The sequence below is a fragment of the Acidianus brierleyi genome (genome assembly GCF_003201835.2).
GTDB classification, from domain to species: domain Archaea; phylum Thermoproteota; class Thermoprotei_A; order Sulfolobales; family Sulfolobaceae; genus Aramenus; species Aramenus brierleyi.
Genome location: NZ_CP029289.2, coordinates 1,794,535 through 1,817,286, shown reverse-complemented (window position 1 = coordinate 1,817,286; position 22,752 = coordinate 1,794,535). Strand labels below are relative to the sequence as shown.

18 protein-coding genes and 3 tRNA genes are annotated in these 22,752 nt (G+C 32.1%); 12 read left to right on the top strand and 9 right to left on the bottom strand.

The features are described 5' to 3' along the window. Positions 1-349: 349 nt before the first annotated feature. Positions 350-496 carry a hypothetical protein gene (locus DFR85_RS25830; RefSeq protein WP_162582706.1) on the bottom strand — a complete coding sequence of 49 codons (147 nt, stop codon included), beginning with the start codon at positions 494-496 and terminating at the stop codon, positions 350-352. A gap of 320 nt (positions 497-816) precedes the next feature. Between DFR85_RS25830 and DFR85_RS25825 the strand changes: the two genes are divergently transcribed. From DFR85_RS25825 to DFR85_RS25815, 3 genes are read left to right on the top strand one after another with little or no spacing between them, the layout of a single operon-like run. Next, a complete protein-coding gene (locus tag DFR85_RS25825; RefSeq protein WP_168367181.1) occupies positions 817-1,110 on the top strand; it encodes a hypothetical protein in 294 nt (97 codons plus the stop codon). Then, complete coding sequence (locus tag DFR85_RS25820; protein WP_110270759.1) at positions 1,098-1,571, top strand: hypothetical protein; 474 nt, start codon at positions 1,098-1,100, stop codon at positions 1,569-1,571. The genes DFR85_RS25825 and DFR85_RS25820 overlap by 13 nt, the downstream gene beginning before the upstream one ends. Continuing rightward, entirely contained in the window at positions 1,568-2,380 is an 813-nt protein-coding gene (locus tag DFR85_RS25815) for a hypothetical protein (protein ID WP_168367180.1), read from the top strand. Before DFR85_RS25820 ends, DFR85_RS25815 begins: the two co-directional genes overlap by 4 nt. A 361-nt stretch (positions 2,381-2,741) precedes the next feature. On the opposite strand, the gene DFR85_RS25810 is transcribed toward DFR85_RS25815, so the two are convergent. Beyond that, positions 2,742-2,815 (bottom strand) — tRNA-Ala (locus tag DFR85_RS25810). Positions 2,816-2,995: 180 nt separating this feature from the next. On the opposite strand from DFR85_RS25810, the gene DFR85_RS25805 reads away from it, so the two are divergent. Beyond that, complete coding sequence (locus tag DFR85_RS25805; protein WP_110270757.1) at positions 2,996-3,616, top strand: hypothetical protein; 621 nt, start codon at positions 2,996-2,998, stop codon at positions 3,614-3,616. A 257-nt stretch (positions 3,617-3,873) separates the two neighbouring features. Next, positions 3,874-3,950, top strand: a tRNA-Gly gene (locus tag DFR85_RS25800). Positions 3,951-4,257: 307 nt separating this feature from the next. On the opposite strand, the gene DFR85_RS25795 is transcribed toward DFR85_RS25800, so the two are convergent. From DFR85_RS25795 to DFR85_RS25775, 5 genes are read right to left on the bottom strand one after another with little or no spacing between them, the layout of a single operon-like run. Continuing rightward, a complete protein-coding gene (locus DFR85_RS25795) occupies positions 4,258-5,319 on the bottom strand; it encodes a nucleotidyltransferase family protein (RefSeq protein ID WP_168367179.1) in 1,062 nt (353 codons plus the stop codon). Further along, positions 5,316-7,079 (bottom strand): glutamine--fructose-6-phosphate transaminase (isomerizing), encoded by a 1,764-nt coding sequence (gene glmS / locus DFR85_RS25790; RefSeq protein WP_168367178.1) that lies wholly within the window; start codon positions 7,077-7,079, stop codon positions 5,316-5,318. The genes DFR85_RS25795 and glmS overlap by 4 nt, the downstream gene beginning before the upstream one ends. 21 nt (positions 7,080-7,100) lie before the next feature. Next, entirely contained in the window at positions 7,101-8,042 is a 942-nt protein-coding gene (gene mvk / locus DFR85_RS25785; RefSeq protein WP_110270754.1) for a mevalonate kinase, read from the bottom strand. Continuing rightward, on the bottom strand, positions 8,029-9,168 hold the full coding sequence (locus DFR85_RS25780) for a threonyl-tRNA synthetase editing domain-containing protein (protein ID WP_168367177.1): 1,140 nt from the start codon (positions 9,166-9,168) through the stop codon (positions 8,029-8,031). Before DFR85_RS25780 ends, mvk begins: the two co-directional genes overlap by 14 nt. Before the next feature lie 11 nt (positions 9,169-9,179). Further along, positions 9,180-10,445 carry an MBL fold metallo-hydrolase gene (locus DFR85_RS25775; RefSeq protein WP_110270753.1) on the bottom strand — a complete coding sequence of 422 codons (1,266 nt, stop codon included), beginning with the start codon at positions 10,443-10,445 and terminating at the stop codon, positions 9,180-9,182. Positions 10,446-10,497: 52 nt separating this feature from the next. On the opposite strand from DFR85_RS25775, the gene DFR85_RS25770 reads away from it, so the two are divergent. Further along, complete coding sequence (locus DFR85_RS25770) at positions 10,498-10,851, top strand: nascent polypeptide-associated complex protein (protein WP_110270752.1); 354 nt, start codon at positions 10,498-10,500, stop codon at positions 10,849-10,851. Here the strand turns inward: DFR85_RS25770 and DFR85_RS25765 are convergent. Continuing rightward, positions 10,820-11,536, bottom strand: a complete 717-nt coding sequence (locus DFR85_RS25765) for a helix-turn-helix domain-containing protein (protein WP_110270751.1) — start codon at positions 11,534-11,536, stop codon at positions 10,820-10,822. The genes DFR85_RS25770 and DFR85_RS25765 overlap by 32 nt on opposite strands. A 34-nt stretch (positions 11,537-11,570) precedes the next feature. Between DFR85_RS25765 and DFR85_RS25760 the strand changes: the two genes are divergently transcribed. Continuing rightward, positions 11,571-11,646 (top strand) — tRNA-Pro (locus tag DFR85_RS25760). Here DFR85_RS25760 and DFR85_RS25755 read toward each other — a convergent pair. Next, positions 11,628-12,155 (bottom strand): hypothetical protein, encoded by a 528-nt coding sequence (locus DFR85_RS25755; protein WP_168367176.1) that lies wholly within the window; start codon positions 12,153-12,155, stop codon positions 11,628-11,630. The genes DFR85_RS25760 and DFR85_RS25755 overlap by 19 nt on opposite strands. Positions 12,156-12,423: 268 nt before the next feature. Between DFR85_RS25755 and slaA the strand changes: the two genes are divergently transcribed. From slaA to DFR85_RS25730, 5 genes are all read left to right on the top strand, one after another. After that, positions 12,424-16,509, top strand: coding sequence for an S-layer protein SlaA (slaA, locus tag DFR85_RS25750; RefSeq protein WP_168367175.1), 4,086 nt, complete (start codon positions 12,424-12,426; stop codon positions 16,507-16,509). Positions 16,510-16,554: 45 nt separating this feature from the next. Beyond that, positions 16,555-17,895, top strand: a complete 1,341-nt coding sequence (locus DFR85_RS25745; protein ID WP_110270747.1) for a hypothetical protein — start codon at positions 16,555-16,557, stop codon at positions 17,893-17,895. 32 nt (positions 17,896-17,927) lie between these two features. Continuing rightward, entirely contained in the window at positions 17,928-18,398 is a 471-nt protein-coding gene (locus DFR85_RS25740; RefSeq protein ID WP_110270746.1) for a hypothetical protein, read from the top strand. 289 nt (positions 18,399-18,687) lie between these two features. Continuing rightward, positions 18,688-20,811 (top strand): glutamate synthase-related protein, encoded by a 2,124-nt coding sequence (locus DFR85_RS25735; RefSeq protein ID WP_110270745.1) that lies wholly within the window; start codon positions 18,688-18,690, stop codon positions 20,809-20,811. Beyond that, a complete protein-coding gene (locus DFR85_RS25730; protein ID WP_110270744.1) occupies positions 20,808-22,748 on the top strand; it encodes a class II glutamine amidotransferase in 1,941 nt (646 codons plus the stop codon). Before DFR85_RS25735 ends, DFR85_RS25730 begins: the two co-directional genes overlap by 4 nt. Positions 22,749-22,752 lie beyond the last annotated feature (4 nt).

The following is a 22,752-nucleotide window of genomic DNA, read 5'->3' as shown; positions in this document are numbered from 1 at the left end:
TTTATTTATTATTAGTAATTCATGTGAATTTAATGAAATTAGATAATTAACTCTGCAATATTTTTTAGAAATTTTTAAGTGTTATATTGGATCTTTTATATTTCTGAAAGTAAACTAAGAAATATTATTATAATATTAAAAATGATGAGATGAGTATGATAGAATCCGTTTTATTTACATTGATTATTTAATACATTGTTCTTACTGCTCCTGATTATAAGTATAATGAAATATGTTCTTTTACTTATGAAGAAAATATGAGGTTTAGTGTTGAATTTGTATTTTTAAAATGATTTTGGGTCTACCGGTAAGGGCGTAGTAGGCTCCACATGCTTTGCCTCTAACATGGCTAGGCGATGGCTTGAAGAGCCGAAGGAACTACTTGATTGGGGTCAACTTGAGGGCCTTCACCACCTCCTCCCCTATACCTAGTCTTCTTAGTCTCACTCTTGTAAAGCTTGTCTTCTTGTTTAGGAGTGTTGTTCGTGAAAATCACCGTAGGAGTTCACAATGTTACTAGCTTATCTCAATAATATTAGTATTCTTAATAAGCTACTATAACTTTTCAAAACTTTGTAGTTAGAGCATTTTCGTATTCATTATATTAGTTTATCAAACTTGAGGAAATGATTTTTATATATATCATATATCTTAATTTAAAATATATTATTAAAAATTATAAGTAATTTTACAGTTATATAATTTTATAAATACGATCTTTTAATATTATAATCTGAGAATAGCGTTTTTTAATATAAAGTTTCGTTTTAGGGTCCCTTATTCTTTATTTAAAAAGTTAAATAGACCATGAATACCTTGATTAGTAGAATATATTTAAACGGAGACCTTGAGACATCTAAAAACATATTGAGAAAAAACTTACAAGAATTAAAGAGATCATTGGAAATAAATGGTTATAAAGTAAATTTCTTAATATTACGTAATTTATATAACATAGTTTTAGCAAAGGATGGCAATTTAAGTTCTTTATTAATATTTTTGCGTGATTTCAAGGATTATGCTATAGTAGATATATTTACTGAAAATTTGAAAAATAATAGTGATTTATATAAAATTATTGAAGGTGATATAAAATCATGGAATCAATAAGTTCCTTCATTATAGTTATAGCTACTGTAGTTGTAGGAATTGCAGTACTCTCTTTGTTCTCAGCATATGCAGGAGTAGAATTTTCACAAGCAACAATACTAAAGGAGGCACAATACTACTCAGAAGGGCTTCACGTAGAATTAGGAGAAGGCAATCCAATTCCAGTAGTAATAGAAGACTACAATTACAATGGAACATTGCTTATTACAGATTTTGTCGTAAGTCCATCCCTTCTAAACTCAGCCTCAGTAGTAACTCCATCAATGGGCGAAGAAGTAGGCAATAGTTACACTGAAGTTACAGTTTACACTACACAAGGAAACATAATTTATCAAGGGAGTATCCCTATACAAGATTATAAACAAGGCTCAGTATATTTTGCAAAACCAGACAGCATAATATGGATAATGGTAAACATACAAGGAAACTATTACAGAATAGGATACGAGGTGGTAAAATGATGAAAAAAGGATTATCCGCACCGATAGGGATGATATTCGTCCTAATGATAATGATAGCAATAATAATACCATTAACATACTACATTAACTCAATGCCATCAAACGAGGCACAAGCACAAGAAAATGCACAACCATATTTCACACAAGCACAAGAACAATTACAAGAATTCGGAAGTGATGTAGGTTTTTATGAAGGTAATCATAATATTTACCTTGTAATATATCAGAATCCTCCAATTCCGATAATTGTAAAACATATAATAGATAATAATAAAGTAATTAATGAAAACATATATGTGATCAGTTCCAATGCAAACGCTAATTATGGTGGATATCCTACGATAAAAATTCCTTTGAGCGGAAATATCTCAATTGTAACGCAATTAGGAAATATAGTATACCCACAGAGTCTTCCGTTAAACTCTGAGGACGGTGACCCAAAAATTAATATTCAGCCAGATAGCTTAACACTATATTTATCTTCTGGATACATAGATGGTTTGAGTCTAATTGTTCCATTAAATATGAACGGAACAGGGTTCGTAGTGATATTTTACGGCATATATGAGAACGCTCTATCATATCAGGCTTCTTCTATATTTCTAAATCTTACATATAATGGTCATGAATATATAGCAAATAGTGAAAATAATGATATATATCCTGGATCTGGTTTAAGAAATGCTTTGCAAACATTGGTTTCAAGTGACGAATATTATAGTAATCCTGGCTATGCTTATGTGGCATACATTTTTACTAACAAGGGAGAGTATATTTACTATGGATATTTAGATATAATTTTAAAATAATAATTTTTATATCGTATATAGTTTTTATTGTAATCATTCTAAATTCTTAATATGATTATTTCTCCACATATTGAAACTTTTGAATACTTATTTTTCAATTTCTAGGAGACTGCTAGCATTGTGGTCTAATGATTTTCCTAACGAAGTCTATTTCTATTTTATGATTTCTACTAAAATCCTTAAACATATATTTTTAACTATACTCTTTCAATTTCTATTGTCAATATTATCCTTTTTATTTAATATATGTTTTTATTCATATCCAGAAAAATTCATTTTATTAATATTGTTTATGCTAAAGTATTGGACAATTAATAGCAAATATTACATAGTTATAATGAAAACAACTTATCAAATGATATGGACCGGCCGGGATTTGAACCCGGGACCTCTCGGGTGCAAACCGAGCACTCTTCCAGGCTGAGCTACCGGCCCACTTTATTAACTTACTGAATAGGGGAATATAAAACTTAAGTTATATCCTAATCTTTAACTATACTTGATTGTTAATAACTTAGGTTTTAATTTAATTTGTTATATTCTAATAGTAATTTTAATCAAGTCATGTAAACTATTCGATAATCTTTATATAAAGTCTGGAAGATATTAGAAATAATGCCTAAAAAAGTCAATGGAAAGAAGCTTACCCCTATTTGGAATTTTGACGAAATAAATTCTACATTTCAGTTTGTAAAAAATGGAAATCTTGATAATGGCACTGTAAAAAGTTTTAACGACTTTGTTAATATTATACTTAGCAAAAATTCATATTATATTAAAAAATCAAAAAAATTTACCGAATTATATGATGATATAGATAAAAAAATATATTTTGACAAATACTTTGGCATATATATGCCAGTAAGTATTTTAGATTTATTGCTTTCTAACACGTCCATTGAAGATAAAGTAGAATATATTAAAAAAATATACAAAAGTTTAACTAGTTCCTATATTATGTCTAATGGAATTAATTTAAATAATACCAATAGTAATAACGAAATTATTAAATCTATTCTAGAGTTTTTCTTGTCAGATAATGTAGATATTATTATTAATTCTAATTCAGATAAATTAGAGGTCTTTGCAAACTTTAAGATTCCCGAACATTCTAATCAAAGAATTATGTTTTATTCCGCAATAATAGAAGGAGTTATGAGTGGATTTCAGTATATTTTAAGTAATACGAAAGCTAAAGATGAGACTTGTATAGATCTAGAGTTTAGGCAAAGTTAGTTTATGGCTAAATGTATTTAATAGTTATGCATTTAGTATAGATGTATTTGCTAAAATGAAAAATGGCTTAGCAATTAATATATATATAAAGTAAATTTGTATGTTAATTAAATATAATTAACTTAAAATTGATCTTAGTATATTATAACTAATTATATACGATTTTGTGTAGAAGTCTCTGTTAATAATTATGAATGAACAACCCTTTTTTAGGTCAGAAAAATATAAAAAAGGTTCATTATTATTATTTAGTGAGAGCGGCCGTAGTCTAGCCTGGATTTAGGACGCGGGCCCTCCAAGCCTGAGATCCCGGGTTCGAATCCCGGCGGTCGCATAGTGGGGGATACCCACACCCCCAATTTCTTTCATTTTCTAATTTGTAGGCATAATATCTAGCTTTTCTTTACCTCAAAATTACATCCCCGTATTTATAAAGTATCTTATTCTTTCAGTTTTTTATATTGTATTATTATCTTATAAATCTTATAATAAATTAAAAAATATAATCGAAAGCTTATAAATTTTAGTTAAGTTCTATCTAAACTCTTGTAATACATTAAATAATTTATCAGAAATCTATGAAGGTTTTCCAGAATGACAACATTTACGATAAAATGATATTAAATAAAAAGATTTTTAAGTTATTTTCTATAATTTGGGGGTAATACAGATCCATGAGATATTGTTTCTTCGGGTGAAATTAATGCCCCTAATTTGTTTACTTTTCCTCTTATAATGTTAGCTGGATAATTTGACGTTATTACTGAAGCGCCGATTTTTGCTCTTTTACCTATGATAGAGTAGGTAACATATGATTTAGAGCCTATATCAGAATACGGTTCTATTAGAGAATGAGAGACTTCGCAATATGCTCCTATACTAGATTTCTCTTCGATAGAAGAAAAATCTCTAATTAATGAATAGGATCCTATATACGCATTTTTACCTATATATGTGGGGCCTTTGATTATTGCGTAGTCTTCTACTACTGCATTATCATCTATTACGACATTACTTCCAATTAATGCAGTCTTAGAAATATTAGCTGAATTCGAAATTATAGTCCTTGAATTTCTAAGAAGAAGTTCTATAGCATTTAAAAGATCTTCAGGATATCCTATATCAATCCAATTTCCAGACCATACGAAGAATTTTGAAATAGGAGCTAGTTTAGTAAAATATTCCAGTAAATTATTAAAATCACCGTATGGGAGTATATAAGCCCCAGCTAACGCTAATGTAGATCCTTCTTTTACAATTTCAATTCTATCGTTTTTTATTTTAGCTAAACCATAAGTTTGCATTCCTTCATAGACAGGAACTAACGAGAAAACGGCTTTTGCGCCTAAAGCATAAACATTCATTAGACTAATATAAAAATCACTAGAAGCTATTATATCTCCAAATGCCAATAATATTTCATCATCCCCAGCTTTTTCCATCCCATCAAGAGCTGCACCAGATATCCCGTTTCTTTTTTGTCTTACAAATTCTATAGAAATATCAGTACTTATACTTTCCTCTATTTGTTTTTGTTTTTCATTAACTATAACTATAGCCTCTTTAATTCCAGCTTTCTTGAGACCTTCTAATGTATAAGAAATTATGGATCTACCAAGAATTGATATTGATTCCTTTTGTTCCTTTTGAGTGAAGGGAGAAAGTCCTTCTCCACTGCCACCTGCTAATATTACAGCTTTCATTCTACAGTCACCGTTTTAGCTAAGTTTCTTGGTCTATCAGGATTATTTCCTCTTGCTAATGCTGCATAGTAAGCTATAAGTTGAATTATTGGAGATAAAGCGAAAACAGCTAAATTTTCGTCACTTACTTTAAGTAAAATTTCCTTATGCGTATTAAGAGTACTGTTTATGCTTATTCCATAAGTAAGGGCTCCTCTAGCTTTCATTTCCTGAACGTTACTCTGCAATTCTTCTGTAAATTCTCCAGTATTTACGAAGACTACAGGAAACCCATTACTTATGAGAGCGATGGGACCATGTTTACTTTCACCTGCTGGATAAGCTTCGGCGTGCAAATATGCTATTTCCTTTATTTTAAGGGATCCCTCCATTGCTAACGGTAAAGAAATTCCTCTACCCAAGTAGTACGCGTTTTCTTTCTGTGCTAGTTCCTCTCCAATTCTTCTAGCTTCACCGCTTTTATCTAAAGAGCTTCTTATGACGTCTCCTATGCTTTCAAAGTTTATCTTTTTATCAACTATCTTACTCCAAATGAAAGTTAATGCTGCAATTTGTGTAGTGAAAGTTTTAGTTGCAGCTACACCTATTTCTGGTCCTGCTCTAGTATATATTTTGAAATCACTTTCCCTAGATATAGCACTTTCTATTACATTAGTTAAAGAAATTATAGAGCTATTATTTTCTTTAAATTTTCTGATGGCCATAATAACATCCATTGTTTCTCCGCTTTGACTTATAGCTATAACCGAATCATCAGGCCCTGTTTTTATATTATAGTATTCTGACGCTACAACAGGAATTGTAGTATATCCATTTCTTTGCAATAATAGAGAAAAATAGAGGCCTGCATGATAACTAGTACCAGCAGCAACTACTATTATTCTTTTAGAAGAATTTATTTTATCAATTATTTTATCGATATTTGCGTCGTTTTTTAGTCCATATAGTGTATCCATCACTACTTCAGGAGTTTCGTAAATTTCCTTTAACATGTAATACTCGAATCCTTCTTTAGAAGCAGCAGATGCGTCCCAGTCTATTTGCCTAATTCTTTCACTTACATTTACTGGTATATCATTATTCTCTATATATACTTCGTTTGATGATAAATAACCTATATCGTCGTTTTGTATTGTTATTATAGTTTTTGTATATGGAAGAAAACTAGGTATATCACTTGAGATAAAGTTTGCCTTGTCGCCGATACCTATAACAAGGGGATTAAATTTTTTTGCAAAATATATCTTATAATCATCCTTAATTAAGGCCAATACTGCATACGTTCCTTTTATTGTATTTATAGCAGATTTAAACGCCGAAAATGTGCTCATACCTCTTTTTTTGAATTCCTCTATTAAATGAGGTATAACTTCAGTGTCAGTCTCACTCTTAAACTTATGACCTAACGATTCCAATTCTTCTTTTAATTCCATAAAATTTCTTATAGTGCCATTATGTACCACGGCAATCGAGTTACTGCAATCCATATGAGGATGAGCGTTGTAATCTGAAGGCTCTCCATGAGTTGCCCATCTTGTATGACCTAAAAATATTTCTCCAGTCATTGATAGTGCATTAAATTTCTTTACAACTTCTTCAACAGAACCTTTTGCTTTTCTTACCTCTATTCCCTTCTTTCCTAATGATGCTATACCTACGCTATCATAACCCCTATACTCTAGCCTTTGTAAGCATTCGTAAGTTATAGAAGCTAAATGTTGAGATTTATCCTTGGCTATTATTCCTATTATTCCGCACATATAAGAGAAACTAATTTTATACTAATTTATTTCTTTTATCATAACTCCATGCTCTGATTTTTTACAATTTATAATTCTAGCTCCTATTGTATTTAAAAGAATTTCAGCTTTCACATCGTTGGTACAAATAATAGCACCTCCACCACCACCACCACTTATCTTACATCCCCTTATTCCCAAGTTTTTTGCGGTGGAAACTAAATTATCAACTAATGGATATGTAACTCCTAATGACATTAAAAGACCATGATTTATATACATCAAGTTTCCTAACTCTTCTTCGTTTCCATCTTTTATCAAATTTTTAGCTTTATCAGTGATTTTGCCTATAGTGTTTATTATATCATTAAATATTTCAAAGTTTTTCTCTTTCATATTTCTAACATATTTCAAAATGTCTTTAGTCGTAGTTACTCTTTTTATGTATCCAGCCGTTAACTCCAAATTTTGATCTAAAATTTCGTATCCTCCATCTTTAGGAAAGTAAATTAGACCTCCTAATGCGGTTGTATACGTATCCATCCTACTACCAATACCTTGTATAGATAACTCTATATTATGAGATATTTTTGCAATTTCCTCGTTTGTTAATTCGTAACCTAAAAATCTTGAATATGCAGAAACTATTCCTACAATAACAGCAGCACTAGTACCTAAACCTACCGAAGGATCTACTGGAGACTCTATTTCAATTAATGCATTTTTCTTTTCCTTGAAATAACTTAAAGCGCCTATCACATAGGATAGAATTTTACCAGTCTCTTCACTTTCTAACTTAAGATCATTAAGGTCTACCTTTATTCCCTTTATAGAAAGAGAGTTTGATTTTATAATCATTTTCTCATTACTTTTTACCTTTATAATCATTTTTTCAGAAATTGCCATGGCTAATGCAGGTTGTTCATAAACTACTGCATGTTCTCCAAATAATGTAAGTTTAAGAGGGACTTCAGCTATTATCATCTTTCATCTTTATTGGCGTATTTTGTTTCAAAAGAATTTTATCTTCTTCCATTATAATTGAAACTAATTCATCTAAACTCAAACTCTTTTGTTCGCTCTTTCCTCTTATTCTCACTGTCAAAGTCCCAGTCTTGTATTCTCTTTCACCAAAAACTGCTATGAAAGGAATCCAATCACTTCCTGCTCTCCTAATCTTGTTTCCAAGACTATCGTTATTGTTATCAACCTCAACTCTTACTCCCTTATTTTTCAGTATTTCTGCATAATCTAAAGCCTTCTGAATATAGTCCTCACTAACTGGTAAGATCCTAACATGAATGGGCGACATCCAAAGAGGAAGACTAGGAGTTTGCATTTCCTTAGACTTTAATAAAATATAATAAATAAGATTTCCAATATTAACTCTATTATCATCCCAAATTATAAGCGTGTTCTTAGAATCGTTAAAAGATTTAGGATAATCTAATTTAAGTCCATTATAATATAATTCGATTATAGGATCTTCATTAACACAGGGCAAAATACGTCCTTCAGGTTTAGAATAAACGATAGATAAATAACCCTTTGGTACATCCTTACTTCCTATTATGGTACCTTTAGGATTTATCGAGTTTTCCAAGAATTTTATTACAGCATTTTTCATAAACGATGCTTTCGGGGAATAAGGAAAACCGAATTTTTCACATAAACTCATCTCTTGAGCCTTCTGAATATCCTTTTCGTTCCTTATTCTCCTAGATAACTCACTTAATGGATGGCCATAACATGATATAGAGAAAGCCTTATACCATCCAAAAGGAGCTCTATATACTTCTAACTTATTTTTCAAATTATCTTCCAATTTTTTCAGAATAGTTACGGCATTTTTAGGATCGGCTAAATCACTAGATAAATGAGCATAAGGATAGATTACTACGCTGGAAGCCTTAACTTTTGTAAAAATATCCAAAATATTATCCAAAGCCTTATTTATTATTTCATCATTATCATTCTTTTCTACAGTAGTAAAAACAACTAGTGTATTATCCTTTTTCAAGTAATCTAGGAAATCTTCTTCTGCGCTTTTTACAGCCTTTTCCTTAACCTTAAATGAGAAGCTTTCTGCATGAATAAAAAGCAGTATCATTTAGCTTACACCTATACATCAATCTCCTCACCGTTTTCTGGAACTTTAACTTCAACCCCTAGTTCTTCCTTAACCATTTCCGCAAAATGTTGAGCGTTATCTAATGATGCGTGAACTATTATAACTTTCTCTAGAGCAGACGAGGATTTAACTATATCCATTAACTGTCTATTACCTGCGTGGCTTGAAAAATCAAACATCTCAAATCTGGCTTTAAGCAAAGGAGATTCATCAGTAAACTTACCTGCTTCTAGTAATTTTCTACCTGGAGTATTCTCAGCCTGATAACTTACTAGGAAAATACCGTTTTTAGGATTTTCCGCTAGTTTCTTATAATAATAGACTGCAGGTCCTCCTTTAAGCATTCCAGCACTAGCTACTATTACTCCATTATTTTTCCATGCTTTATTCCTATCTTCCCATCCTCTTACATATCTAAACTCATTGTATGCTTTTCTTAGATTGTCTATATCGTTAATATACTCTGGATTATTTATCATCAATTCCATGATTGTCCTAGACATACCATCATAATATACAGGATAAGGAATTTCTTTCTCAGCCAATATAGCTAAAATTTCTTGACTCCTAGACAGACTAAAAGCTGGAACTAAGACGGTTCCTCCACCTTCTAAAACCTCAAGGATAGAACTATAGAACTCATCAATAACGTTCTTTCTTTCAGGGTGATTGAATCTACCATACGTGGCTTCAGTAACTATCACTTTCGCTGACTTCATTATTTCTAAATCAGCAGGCCTCATTAACTTAGTATTAGCCAAATTAATATCTCCAGTATATGCTACATCTCCTTTTTCAGTCTTAACTAAAGTTATTGCACTGCCAGGAATATGGCCTGCATTAGAGGTTTTTATAGCAAAGGAACCAATTTGAAACTCTTTATTATAATCAAATGTCTGGAAATTATCCATAGTCTTTCTTAATTCAACCCATTCATATGGAACCTTAGCTCCAGAGATCTTAAGAAAGTCTTTTATTATCAATTCTGCAATTTGTTTAGTTAGTCTTGTGCCATAAACTGGTTTTGTTGTTGAAATCTGATAAATTGGCAAAGCGCCAACGTGATCTAAATGAGCATGAGATACTACGAAACCGTCAACTTTAGAAGGCATTTCTTGCAAAGGAAAATTAGGAGAATCGTCTGGACTAAAATTAACTCCATAGTCTAATATAATGCTCTCTTGTTCATTAGATACTTCTATTCCAGCTCTGCCTACTTCCTGTCCTCCACCTAGTATCTTTATTTTGTAATTCATTTTGCTAAAATCCGTAACCGCAAATATTAAGTTTGAGTATAACTATATTATAATGATGAAGATAAAGCCAAAAGATATGAAAAATTTGGAAAGAATGGGAATAAAAACTGAGAATATTGACGCTACTAGAGTTATAATTGAGACACAAAATGGGAAGATAATAATCGAATCCCCAACTGTAACAAAAACAGTTGCAATGGGACAAGAAGCTATAATAATTATGGGAGGAGAAAAAAGAGAAGAGAAGAACGAGGAGAGTACAGGGAAAGAAATTAAGGAAGAAGATGTAAAGTTTATTGCAGAACAAACAGGAAAGAGCGAAGCTGAAGCAAGAGAAGCTTTAGAAAAAGCAAACGGAGATATAGCAAAAGCAATTATGATTCTGACAGGGAGCCAAGACTCCTAAGTGACTTCATTATATCTTCCTCATTTTTCTTAAAAGATACTATAACTGTTATACCTTCTTTATCCATGAGATATATTGAAAGAGGATCCATCCTTATAGGTCTATGTAAAACTATTATTTGAGGCTTTATTGGTGCAATCTTAAGAGCTATTGCAGGAGATCTACCAGAAGTAACCTTAGTAAATACTATTATTTTATTAAAAGATATAGATAAAAACTGATAAAATTCCATACCGTTTAAGGCAGTTATAGCTTTTATACTATCTGTTATAACATAACCGTAAATTTGATCATTATTAACTGTAGAATTTACTGGAACTCCATCCAAAGCTACTATTATGTCTTGAAGATGAAGTGGAGTTACAAAATCTCTCATATCAATTATAAAAGAAAAATTGAGAGTAAAGGATTTTGCAAGCTCTTTAATTACTTTAAATCCATTTCTACCATCTATTTGTATTAAAGACTCAACAAATCTTTTGATAAACAAAGAGCCTGGCTGTCTCTTATTTCTTTCATAATCTGCGATAACTGATTGAGATATTCCTAGAATCCTTGCAATTTCGGCTTGCGAAATACCAAAAGTTTCCCTCCACTTTCTCATAGAAAGGCCTATGTTAGAACTCCAAACTATATCTCCAGAAATTCTTTTTCCTACACTTTCGATAATGAAATCATTTGTCATAAGATTTTTATGTAGAAGTGCAAAATAAGTTGTTGGGCCTGTAGTCTAGCCTGGACTAGGATGCGACGTTCGGGTCGTCGTGATCCCGGGTTCAAATCCCGGCAGGCCCATTAATCAAGTTTAATTCATTATAAGCAAGAAGAAAAGCCTCAGAACTTGTAGGAACATTTTTACCAAGATATATTATAGTTAAGACGTATTCCCCATTAGAAGAAATTATATACTCATAATAGGATCCTTGCGTAAAATAAGCATAAATATTTCGTGACGAAATATTATATAAATTCCAATGTAGTTCATTATATAATTTAAACGACGTAAAATAAATTTGTAAAGAAACTTTACTTGAATTATATTTGAAAATGTAAAATTGCATACTAGCGTAATTAGACGAATAATTAGCTAAGAACGAATTTTGACTATTTTCCTGAAAATATGTAAGAATTGAACCTTGAATAGATTTAATCTCACCATCATTAGTTAATTTCCATTTTCCTCCTAGAATGCTATCTATACTATTTGAGCTTAAGAACATAGTCTTCGGATATAATAAAACATAACTCAGTAAAGATAAAGATATTATAGCAATAATCGCTATAATTACAAAAACACTTTTCATATAAGAATCTCCATACTCTAGATTTAAAATTATTCATAAGTTTACTGTAGTATACTATTTAAAAATGATAGTAATTTATCCTATAATTAGAACTTAACTGTAATATATGTTAAATGTTGGACAAAATAAAAAACGCGTTAAAAATAAAAAAGAAATCTTTTTAAATCGTTGTTTTTACTTTCAATTTATGTTTAAATTCATAGTATACATTTTGTGTCATATATTTTATAAACGATACTTTGTTAGATAATGACCAGTGAAAAGTAGTATGGATCTAAAAGTCTTAAAAGGTATTTCTATAGGTATTTTGTTCTTGCTATCATTTGAAATATTCATGGGAATACCATTCCCAACAAATGCCGCAACTAGCAATGTTCAGATAGTATCTAACATACCAGTATTGCCATTAGCAGGTGTAACATTAATTGCTATAAACAATCCAACTTTAGGATCAGTAGCTTCTAGCAACGTAACTCAAGCATTAGTAGAATTAGCTACAGACACATATATTGTAGCTAATGGTGTACATTATTCATTAGCTGGAGATTATCAAGATTTCTACTGGGTACCAGGTACTAACACATTCTACTTACTCTTAGGTTTCAACCAAAATACTACAGTAAAAATTAATGGTGTTACTTATAAAGAAGTAGTAAATTCGACAGGCGGATATGTTCTCTATCCCTCGGGTATGCCAGTTTATGTTAATTATGCATTGAAGGTAAATACACTAAATTCTTCTCCTGTAAAAGTAGAAGATTATGCCAAGACAACAACTGACATATTAAACGTATATAATATTCCAACTCAAGATCCAGCAGCCTCTTCTGCTACGAGTGTTACAGTAGTATCTTCTGGTCAGTCGTTAACATTAAATGTATTACAAAATAGTGCCTCCTCATATACGATAAGTGTATATACTACTGAAAATTATGTACCGATAAACTCTACATGGGAATCCTTTGTATATGATCCTGCATTCCAGTATGATCCGTTCAATCAAACTATGATAGGTAAGGATTCTATGACATTTTACGAGAACGTATCTTACTTGCCTACACTAATATCTAATACAAGGAATACTACCACGTTCGCAGTTGGAGACTCTTCAACTACTACAGTATTCCAGAATAGTGTATATACTGGTAATTACACTATTTATGCTACCTCAAACTCTACTTATGAGACTGATGGAGTCCCAGTTAACTACTATACACTTATAACTGGTAAATATTTTACTACTGCAACTGTAATAAGTGAGGAATTCTATGATCCATTTAGTTATAACTCATCATATATGGTAACTGGGCAGATTAAAGAAACTGTCCCACAGTCTGTAACTGTATCTTCAACAACTCCAAGTGAGCTATATATATCTGCTTTTGACAATGTAACAAACTTTAGCGTAACTAACTACTTACATGCAGTATATCTACAATTTATAAGCACTATAACTGGAGCTGTAATTAAAACAGCAAAGATAACAGTTCCAGAAGTATCTCCAGGTAGTCCTATGTTTGGTACTTTAATACAGTTAAGTTTTGGACCTCAAATAGTAGTTACTCAGAATTCCTACTATAATGTAACAACAATAGTATTACCAGCACAAGACTTCAGCACTACAAAGATTGTTGCATACGCAACAAATGATATAGGAGCTGCATATTGGTACATTACTGGCACTTTCATACCAACTAATACATCATCTTTAGTAGCAGTTCAAACATTAACTCCTAACTTGACGTTAGTAAGTCCTACTGTAACTACCTTACCTAATACTACAACTCACATAGTATTCAATTACTATGAACCTAATTTAGCATTCGGTAAATTAACTACCTTGAATGTAATTAATGAAAAGACTTACTCATTATTGGAATACAACGGTACTCAAATAGCTAATGCTACAGTAAAAGTAACATTCTCTAATGGAACAGTAGCATATTATAACTTAGGACAATTTGAAGTTCCATCTACAATAACTTCTCCAACAGGAAACGGACAATTTAACTTCACATTATTCCTATTACATATAGAGCCAATATCTCCAGGCACAACGATGCAAGTCGAAATATATGACTATGTAGTAGATTCTCCATTAAGCGTGTTAGTTACATTCCAGGTTATAGCACCAGTAGTATACTTAGAACCACCAACACAGTCAACCTTTACAACATCTGGTGTAGCATATATACCATCATATGTAGCAAATCCTGCAGTATTTACTGATACTCACTATGTAGACGTCTCAATAATAGATACACAGGAAGGTCAAACATTGCCAAATTCAGTATTAAGCGTTACTGGAAATTTGGTTGTGGTCAACTCTAGTAGTGATTTAACGTTACCATTATATTATATACCAACTGGTGCTACTGTACAAAACATATCTTTATCAGCAACTGAGACAAAACCAGATAGCGGTAACTTCACTACAACATTTAATTATGAGCTAGTTAAGGGAACATATGATGGAGTTACTGGGTACTTCTTAGTTATTGATAGTAATTATATACCTGAAAGCGATATAACTGGGAAACCTTTAACTGCAAATCAATTAATAGGAATGACGTTCACTGTAGCATATACATCTCCAGTATCGAAATTATCAGCTCTAGCGTCTGATGAAATATTAGCTGCACCAATGAAAATAATGTCTTCAGTAGGTTCTGCGAATCCAGGAGCTCCAGTTAATGTGACAGTATATGCACCAGGATTAGTTCAAGCTCATAACATAAAAATAACAAACTTAGCGTTCTTATATGCCAACTTTACTGCATGGAATGGAACAGGAGCTTTAGTAAAGGTGGAAAATGATCAGTCTGCTATAATTAGTGAAAATTCTGCTGGAAACTCCATATTTAGTGGTATTGTATATATGGGCAATTCTACAGCACCAATGAATGGATTAACTACTGCTGGATATACATTTACTCCAGGCACTACAGCATACTTCTATGTAATTAATCCAGTTAGCACATTAAGTACAATAACATCTTCCGTAACTCAATATCATGTTCAGACAATATCCGTTAATGACGAAGTACCTCAAGTTATGGTAGTAGCTCCTCCAGTAGAAGGTCCATATGGTGGAATAGAGATATTATTAGGAAGCCCATTATTCACATTATTCCAGCATCCATCTAACAATACAAATGATAATTTAGTCTCACCTAATGGAGCTTTAGACGTGTATGGACAAATATTATCTGCACAATTAGCAGAGGCAAGTTCTGAAGTTGCTGGAGATACATTTACGTCTGGTACTATGGTATCTGCAGCTGGAGTAGGGTATTATGTTAACTTAAATGGTACAGGATATTGGTCAATTGATATTCCGACAACCGCTTGGGAAGGAGAACCAGGAGTATTTACAACCTTAAACGGTTTAACAGCTTTGAACGTTAACATAACTGACACTGCAACGGTAATAGGTAATCAATGGTCTTTCACTCAAATAACAGCACCAGGTAAGGGAATAGTAGCAGCATATGGTAGCGTAAAGACATACACTGTAGGACAAGTAGACTTTGCTCAAGTTCAGCCTGAAACTGAAATAATGTATAATGGAACTGTAATTACTAATAGCACTGTTAATGTAGTTCCATTCCCAACAACTTCTGCTGGTGAATTAGTAACAGTATCAGTAATTGCACCAGATTTAGTAGGATTAAAATCCACATTTAATGTAACTGTAAGGAATCCAGTTACTGGAGTTTTAACTACATTACCATTGGTAGAACAATACGAAATAATTGACGGAATACCAGTTCCAACAGATAACTATTCAGGAGAACTAAGAGTTGTACCATATAGTGCATACGGATCATATGAAGGAATGCCTGGTGTATTACCAATAAAGACTGGAGTAGTTAATCCAATCCTAGTAAATACTAGTGTAACAGAAATACCTAATCAATATACTCCATCTCTATATATAAATGGCAAATCTGTGCTATTAGAACAATCTAGTAATGCGTACTTCTACGTAGGGCAAATAGTTATAAAGTTCCAGTTAGTAAGCTTCCAGGCAATTAGTGAGACAACAGGAGCTGCTGTAACTCAATTAACGGCTAATCAATCATATGATCTATTATTTACAGTAAAGAATACTGGAGATGTTAATGCAACAGTATGGTTTGCAGTAGAAGTTCATGTAGGAACCACAGTAGTAACTCCAATATTAATTGGACAAACTGTAGTACCAGCTGGATCAACATTTACAGAAGGATTAGTATGGACTCCATCTATGCCTGGCACATATAATGTGACAATGTTCCTAGCAAGGAATGCTAACTTGACCATTCCATATATACCAGCAGAATTCACAGAGCAGGTCCAAGTTGTAAGTTAAAATGTTTTTTATTTCTTTTGTTTTATTTAGATTAGGTGATTAAGTATGAAATCATTTAGGTATCTAATTTCCATATTATTTGCGTTGTTCGTAGTTTCTGGAGTTTCTACTGTTTTTGCTTCCACTGTAGGTATAACTGTAGCTACTTCCCAACAGATATATCATCCTGGACAAACAGTAATAGTATTAGGTACTACGGCGCCAAATGTCGAAGTTAATGCTGTGTTAAAAGCTCCTAATGGGACAACCATAGCTGTTCAATCTGGCAATTCATCTTCTACTGGCGTTTATGAAATTGATCTATTTACATTTCCAACAACTGATACAGCATATGGTACGTATAGCGTTTTAGTAGGAAATTCAAAAGGTTTTACGAATTCGACTACTATCCAATATGAACCTCAATTAGCTACTGTATATATAGAGATCTATAATCCTGAGAATGTTCCAGTATCTGGAGCAAGCGTAACTATAATGGGAATAACTAAGACTACTAATTCTACTGGTGTTGCAATGTTCATGCTACCTTCTGGAACATATTCCGTTAGTATAGTACCTCCTTCGCCATATGTTCCTCTAACGAAGACTATAACTGTAGTAGCTCCTCAAACTTATACGTTTAAATATACAGTTTTAGTCGAAGAATTACAAGTTGAGTTAACTCAGGTAAATCTAATGTATTATAATGGAACTACTTACGCTAAGGTTTCCAATCCTAATGAGATAATAACTATAGGAGATTCAATGTTAACTGGTTACGTGACAGTAGATTTTGAAGGAGCCCCAGTAAGTACTGCAACTGTAACAGTCACATTTAATGGTATGACAGAGTCTGCAACTTATAATTCTACTATTGGAATGTATGAGTTTACGTACAATATATCTAATGTGCCAACAGAAGGATACTTAATGATTAATGCATCATATTCAGGATACAGTGCAATGAAGGAGATATTTACAGATGTCCAGCTTAATCCTATGCCTTACTTTACTCAGATTAATCGTGAAATAAACTCTCTGACAAACTTGATTAATGAAACTTTAACTAAGATATCTGATTTGAATAGTAATATTAGTACCTTATATAATGACATTAGTACTATAAATCATGAAATAAAGAGTTTGAATTCATCAATAAGTAGTCTAAGTACATCAGTATCAAGCTTATCTAGTACCGCAAGTTCTCTGTCAACCGAAGTAAATACGTTAAAGTCTGAAGAAAGTTCACTTAATTCTACAGTAATTAGTTTAAGTAATACTGAAACTACATTAAAGTCTGATTACTCCTCTCTTTCGGGAATAGTTTACGGAGCTTTAGCAGCAGCTATAGTTGGATTAATATTAGGTATAGTAGCGATAATTTTAGTATTAAGGAAAATAAGTTAATCTCTTTTTTTAAGTTATTTTGGTGTTTTTATATGAAGTATAGATATGTCTTTTTGTTTGTAGCTATAGCATTAGTATTTTTATCAATTATTTTGTTAATTGATCATGAGCCATCCTTTTTTCTACCTCAGAAGTACGATAATTTTAAGAAAATGTGTATAATGAATGAGACTCCGGATAGATATGAGGCAATCTATTTAGGACCTAAAGGAAATTTTTCTGTAATAGTATATAATTTTACTACCAACGAGTCGGCAAGAAATTTCTATAATAATTTGGTTTCGGTATTCTATAATCAATCAGTAAAGCATTATAATTTCTCTTATAATAACGTTAAATTAGTTAAGAATGTTAATGAAGAAATGAATTTTGAAAAAAATGATTCTTATATAATATTGATATTATATAGAAATTATGTAATTTCTTTAGCTTCTGATAATGTAGGTAGAGGAACTATTGTAAATTTTCTTCAAGGTAATGTAAACTATCTTGACCATTCTTAATGATAAATTATATATTTTTCTTAATAGATATTCTGTTCTAAACTATGTTTATCTTATTCTGTCGAAGCTTGTTTAATTTATAATGAATTACGTTATTCTTTAAATTATTGTTAAAATTATCCACTGCAATAATTATATAGTAACTTATAAAAGATAATGATTATGAATACGAACTATATACATCATAAATAGAAACCTAAATTTGCATGGGATTAAACTAAAAAATACCTTTTAGATTTTCATTAACAAATATATAAGAATATTATCAAATTTAAATCTGCGACTGATAATGCTGATAATAAATAAGTATTTACCTATACCGAAACAGACTGATTCAGAATTTTGGACTGTTGATAAGATAGATCATATAAGACATTTGGCTTTGACAGGAAGACCATTCAAAATAATGCAGAAAAGAAGGGAGAGTTTAAGAATTCTAGATAGGATTGAATTTAAAGTTGAAAGGAACACTCTCTATGAAAATGATGTAGATCTTTCCTTAAGATTTTCTGGAATTGATATGGCGGCCCCTTTGTATTTAGGTGATATGTCTTATGGTGCGTTAAGTGGGAATCCTAATATAGTTATAGCAGAAGCTGCTGATCTTACGCAAACTTTAGCAGGTACTGGAGAAGGAGGATTGCATCCTGAAGTTGCTAAACACAAGAGGATATTTGTTCAATGGGCTTCTGCTAGATTTGGTGTAGATATAGATGTTTTGAATGCTGGATTGGGTGTAGTTATAAAAATAGGGCAAGGTGCAAAGCCTGGTATAGGAGGTCATTTACCTGGTAGTAAGGTTACCGAGGCTATTTCAAAGACAAGGAGAATTCCTATAGGCATGGATGCAATTTCTCCTGCTCCACATCATGATATTTATTCTATTGAGGATTTAGGACAGAGGATAGAAGCATTAAAGGAGGCTACTGGAAAACCTGTTTTTGTAAAAGTTGCAGCTACTAATTATGTGCCATATATAGTATCTGGAATAGCTAGGATGGGAGCTGCCGGTGTAATAATTGACGGTCATGGAGCTGGTACTGGAGCCACTCCTACAATAATTAGAGATAATTTAGGTATTCCTATTGAATTAGCTGTAGCATCTGCTGATTCTGTTTTAAAAGAAGAAGGTATGAGAGATAATTTTACTATAATTGCTGCAGGTAGGATAGCAGATGCTACTGACGCAGCTAAATTAATAGCTCTAGGAGCAGACATTGTAAGTGTAGGTACTGGGGCTTTAATAGCCATGGGTTGTGTCATGGTGCATAAATGCCATATTGGATCATGTCCAACTGCTCTTACAAATAAAATTGATGGATCTAGATTTCTCGATATGGAGTTCGGTACTAAATCTTTGATCAATTTTATTAATGGTTTTAAAATGGAATTGGGTAGTATAGTTGAGAATTTAGGTTTGAATAGTATAAGAGAATTAAGAAGTAGGAGAGATTTGCTATATGGTTATGGGCTTTCTAGGGATGTCTTGGATATATTGAAAATTAGGGGTGAATCTGAGGAACTTAATCCTAAACTTGGGGAATTGTGGACAAAAAGGAGGAAGTTTAATATACATGAATTAGCTAACAAAGGTGAGCCAGTGATAACTAGTATGGGTAGTACTTCTCCGCCAGATGTTGAAAAACCTGCTAGGATAATAGATTGGTTGAGAACTGATGGTGCTCAAGTGACCAGACCGCCTATAGATCCATATAGAGAGGATATTGATACTAGTTTCCTGCTTAATAAGGGAAGAGTTTATATCTCATTACCTATAATTTTTGATATTTCAGAAGCTCCTTTGGAGTTTAAAGAAGCTTTTGCATGGGCTGCACTTGCTGGGGGATCTTTGGTTTTCGACGAAAATGTTTTATCTCCTTATGAGGAGGTCTATCTAAGTAGAGATAAGAAAGGTATAGCAAATTGGAGCACAAAAATAGAGAAGGATAGTTATTATTTAGTATCAGATTGCTTTGACTGTTTTTCTAAGGAAGTAAATGGATATATACTTGATGAGGAAATTATGGATGAGGATTTAGAAATTCTTTTATCAGAGTTTGATACTAAGCTAAGAGAAACTGGTATTAGGAATAAATTTGATATTATAGCTAAGTCTTCTAGAATAAGAGATGCAGGTGATGTATTTAAATTAGTTCTATTGGGTGCTGACTCTGTTATAGTGCCCTATAAGATACTTGAGGTTGCTATAGGTGAGGGAAGTAAGGGAAATCTAAAGGAGAAGGCCTTTAACATTATAGTAGGTATGAAGAAGGAGATTGCACTATTGGCAGGGGCAGCCGGAGTATTTAGTGTTCAATCTAGTTTGACTGGAAATAGGGAACTTCTTAGAGCTGTTAATTTGAATTCTTATATTGCTAAAAAAATAAGGGTTAAACAGGCTGGTTCTCTATGATTTCTCCTTCGGGTTGTGGAGTTTTCGGAATATTAAGGAAAGTTAATTCTCCTAAAATAGAAGGCGAAAAAGTAGTCAACGCTATAGATGCAGTAAGTTATAGGGGAAGTGATAAGGGAGCAGGTTTTGCTGTTTTTAATTTAAATAGTGAGAATAGATATCTAGTCAAGGCATTCTATTCTGGCGATATAGACGAAATTAAGGGAATGATAGAAAAATATGGTGTTAGAGTTTTGAGTTCTTCTTATGTTGATGGTGATGTTTGTGATTGTAAATTCGAGATTACATTAGGTAACGTTGCCCAAATTAAAAAAGTTACTAGAAATATTAATGAGATATTATGGCAGAAACACAAAGGAAGGATATATAGTGTTGGGAAATCTTTAGATGTCTTTAAAGGTGTAGGATATCCAAAAGATATTGCTAAGATCTATAATGTTCAAGATTATTCTGGAGATCTATGGTTAGCTCATACTAGACAACCGACAAATTCTCCAGGGCATTATCCTTTTTGGTCTCATCCTTTTTCAACTTTTGATATAGCTATAGTTCATAACGGTGACGTAAGTTCTTTTGGTGCTAACTTAGAATTTCTAAAATCTAGGGGATGGGAAGGATTCGTTGGAACTGACAGTGAAGTTATGGCTTTTCTTTTTGAAGAGCTAATAAGTGAGGGACTTTCTATAGAAGAGGCAGTAAAAATAATGATGAATCCCTCTAGGAGGGCCAATGTATTGACTACAGAAGAGGATTATAGGTATAGAAACGCTAGATTGGATGGTCCATTCACAGCTATTATAGGTTATGATTCTGGAGATGATCTTTATATGATAGGTATTGCTGATAGATCTAAATTTAGACCTATAATTATAGGCGAAGATGAAAATTATTATTATATAGCAAGTGAAGAAAATCAAATTAGACTGTTAAATAAAAAAGCTAAAGTATGGACTTTAGCCCCTGGTTCGTATTTTATAGCATCGTTAAAAAAGGGAGTTATTAGTTATGGAAGAAGTAGGGAAGAAATAGAAAGTTTCTCTTCTTCTCATTTTGATTCTAGTACCTATGATATAGATGCTTCGAATATTGGATATAAAGATTTAAATAAAGAGATATTAAAATTGAATAAGTCTGAAATTACAGTAATAAATGTTCTTTCTCATAGATATATAGGAATATCATTTCCAAAAGCTGGTAAAAAAATAAGGCTATATGGTTATGTGGGGAATGCATTAGCTAATCTTAACGAGAATAATGAAATATATGTTTATGGAAACGTTGCAGACGATTGTTGTGATACAATGCATGGAGGAAAGGTAGTTATTTATGGAGACGCAAGAGATGTCCTAGGTCAAGCATTTCAGGGTGGTAAAATATTTGTTAAGGGAAATGCTGGCAATAGAGTAGGTATTCAGATGAGGGAATATGAGGGAAATAGACCTTACCTTATAATAGGAGGAAGAGTAGACGATTACTTGGGGGAATATATGGCTGGTGGTGTTATATTAATATTTAATAATACTAAGGCAGAACCTACTGGAAATTATGTTGGAAGTGGAATGGTTGGTGGAAGAATTTATATTAGAGGAAAATTAGATCCTTCTAAACTTGGTCTTCAGCCAAACAGATTTGAAGTTTTAAGGCTACTAAAAGCGTTATTGATAGACAAACTAATATCTGATAAAGAATATCAAGATTTGAGAAATCTTCCATATATAGAGATAATGAATAGATTACAAGGAGATGCCAAAAAATTAGCTAAAAGCTTGTTTGAGGAAAAAGTTGGTATACCTACATACGAATATAGGGAATTAGAAGAAGAGGAGATTAAAGAACTTGAGCCTATGGCCAAGGAATATGATAGAGACTTAGGTACTTATTATTCTGAATTTTTAGGGCAAAAATTTACTGTAGTAAAACCAAGGAAGAATTTTTGAGGAT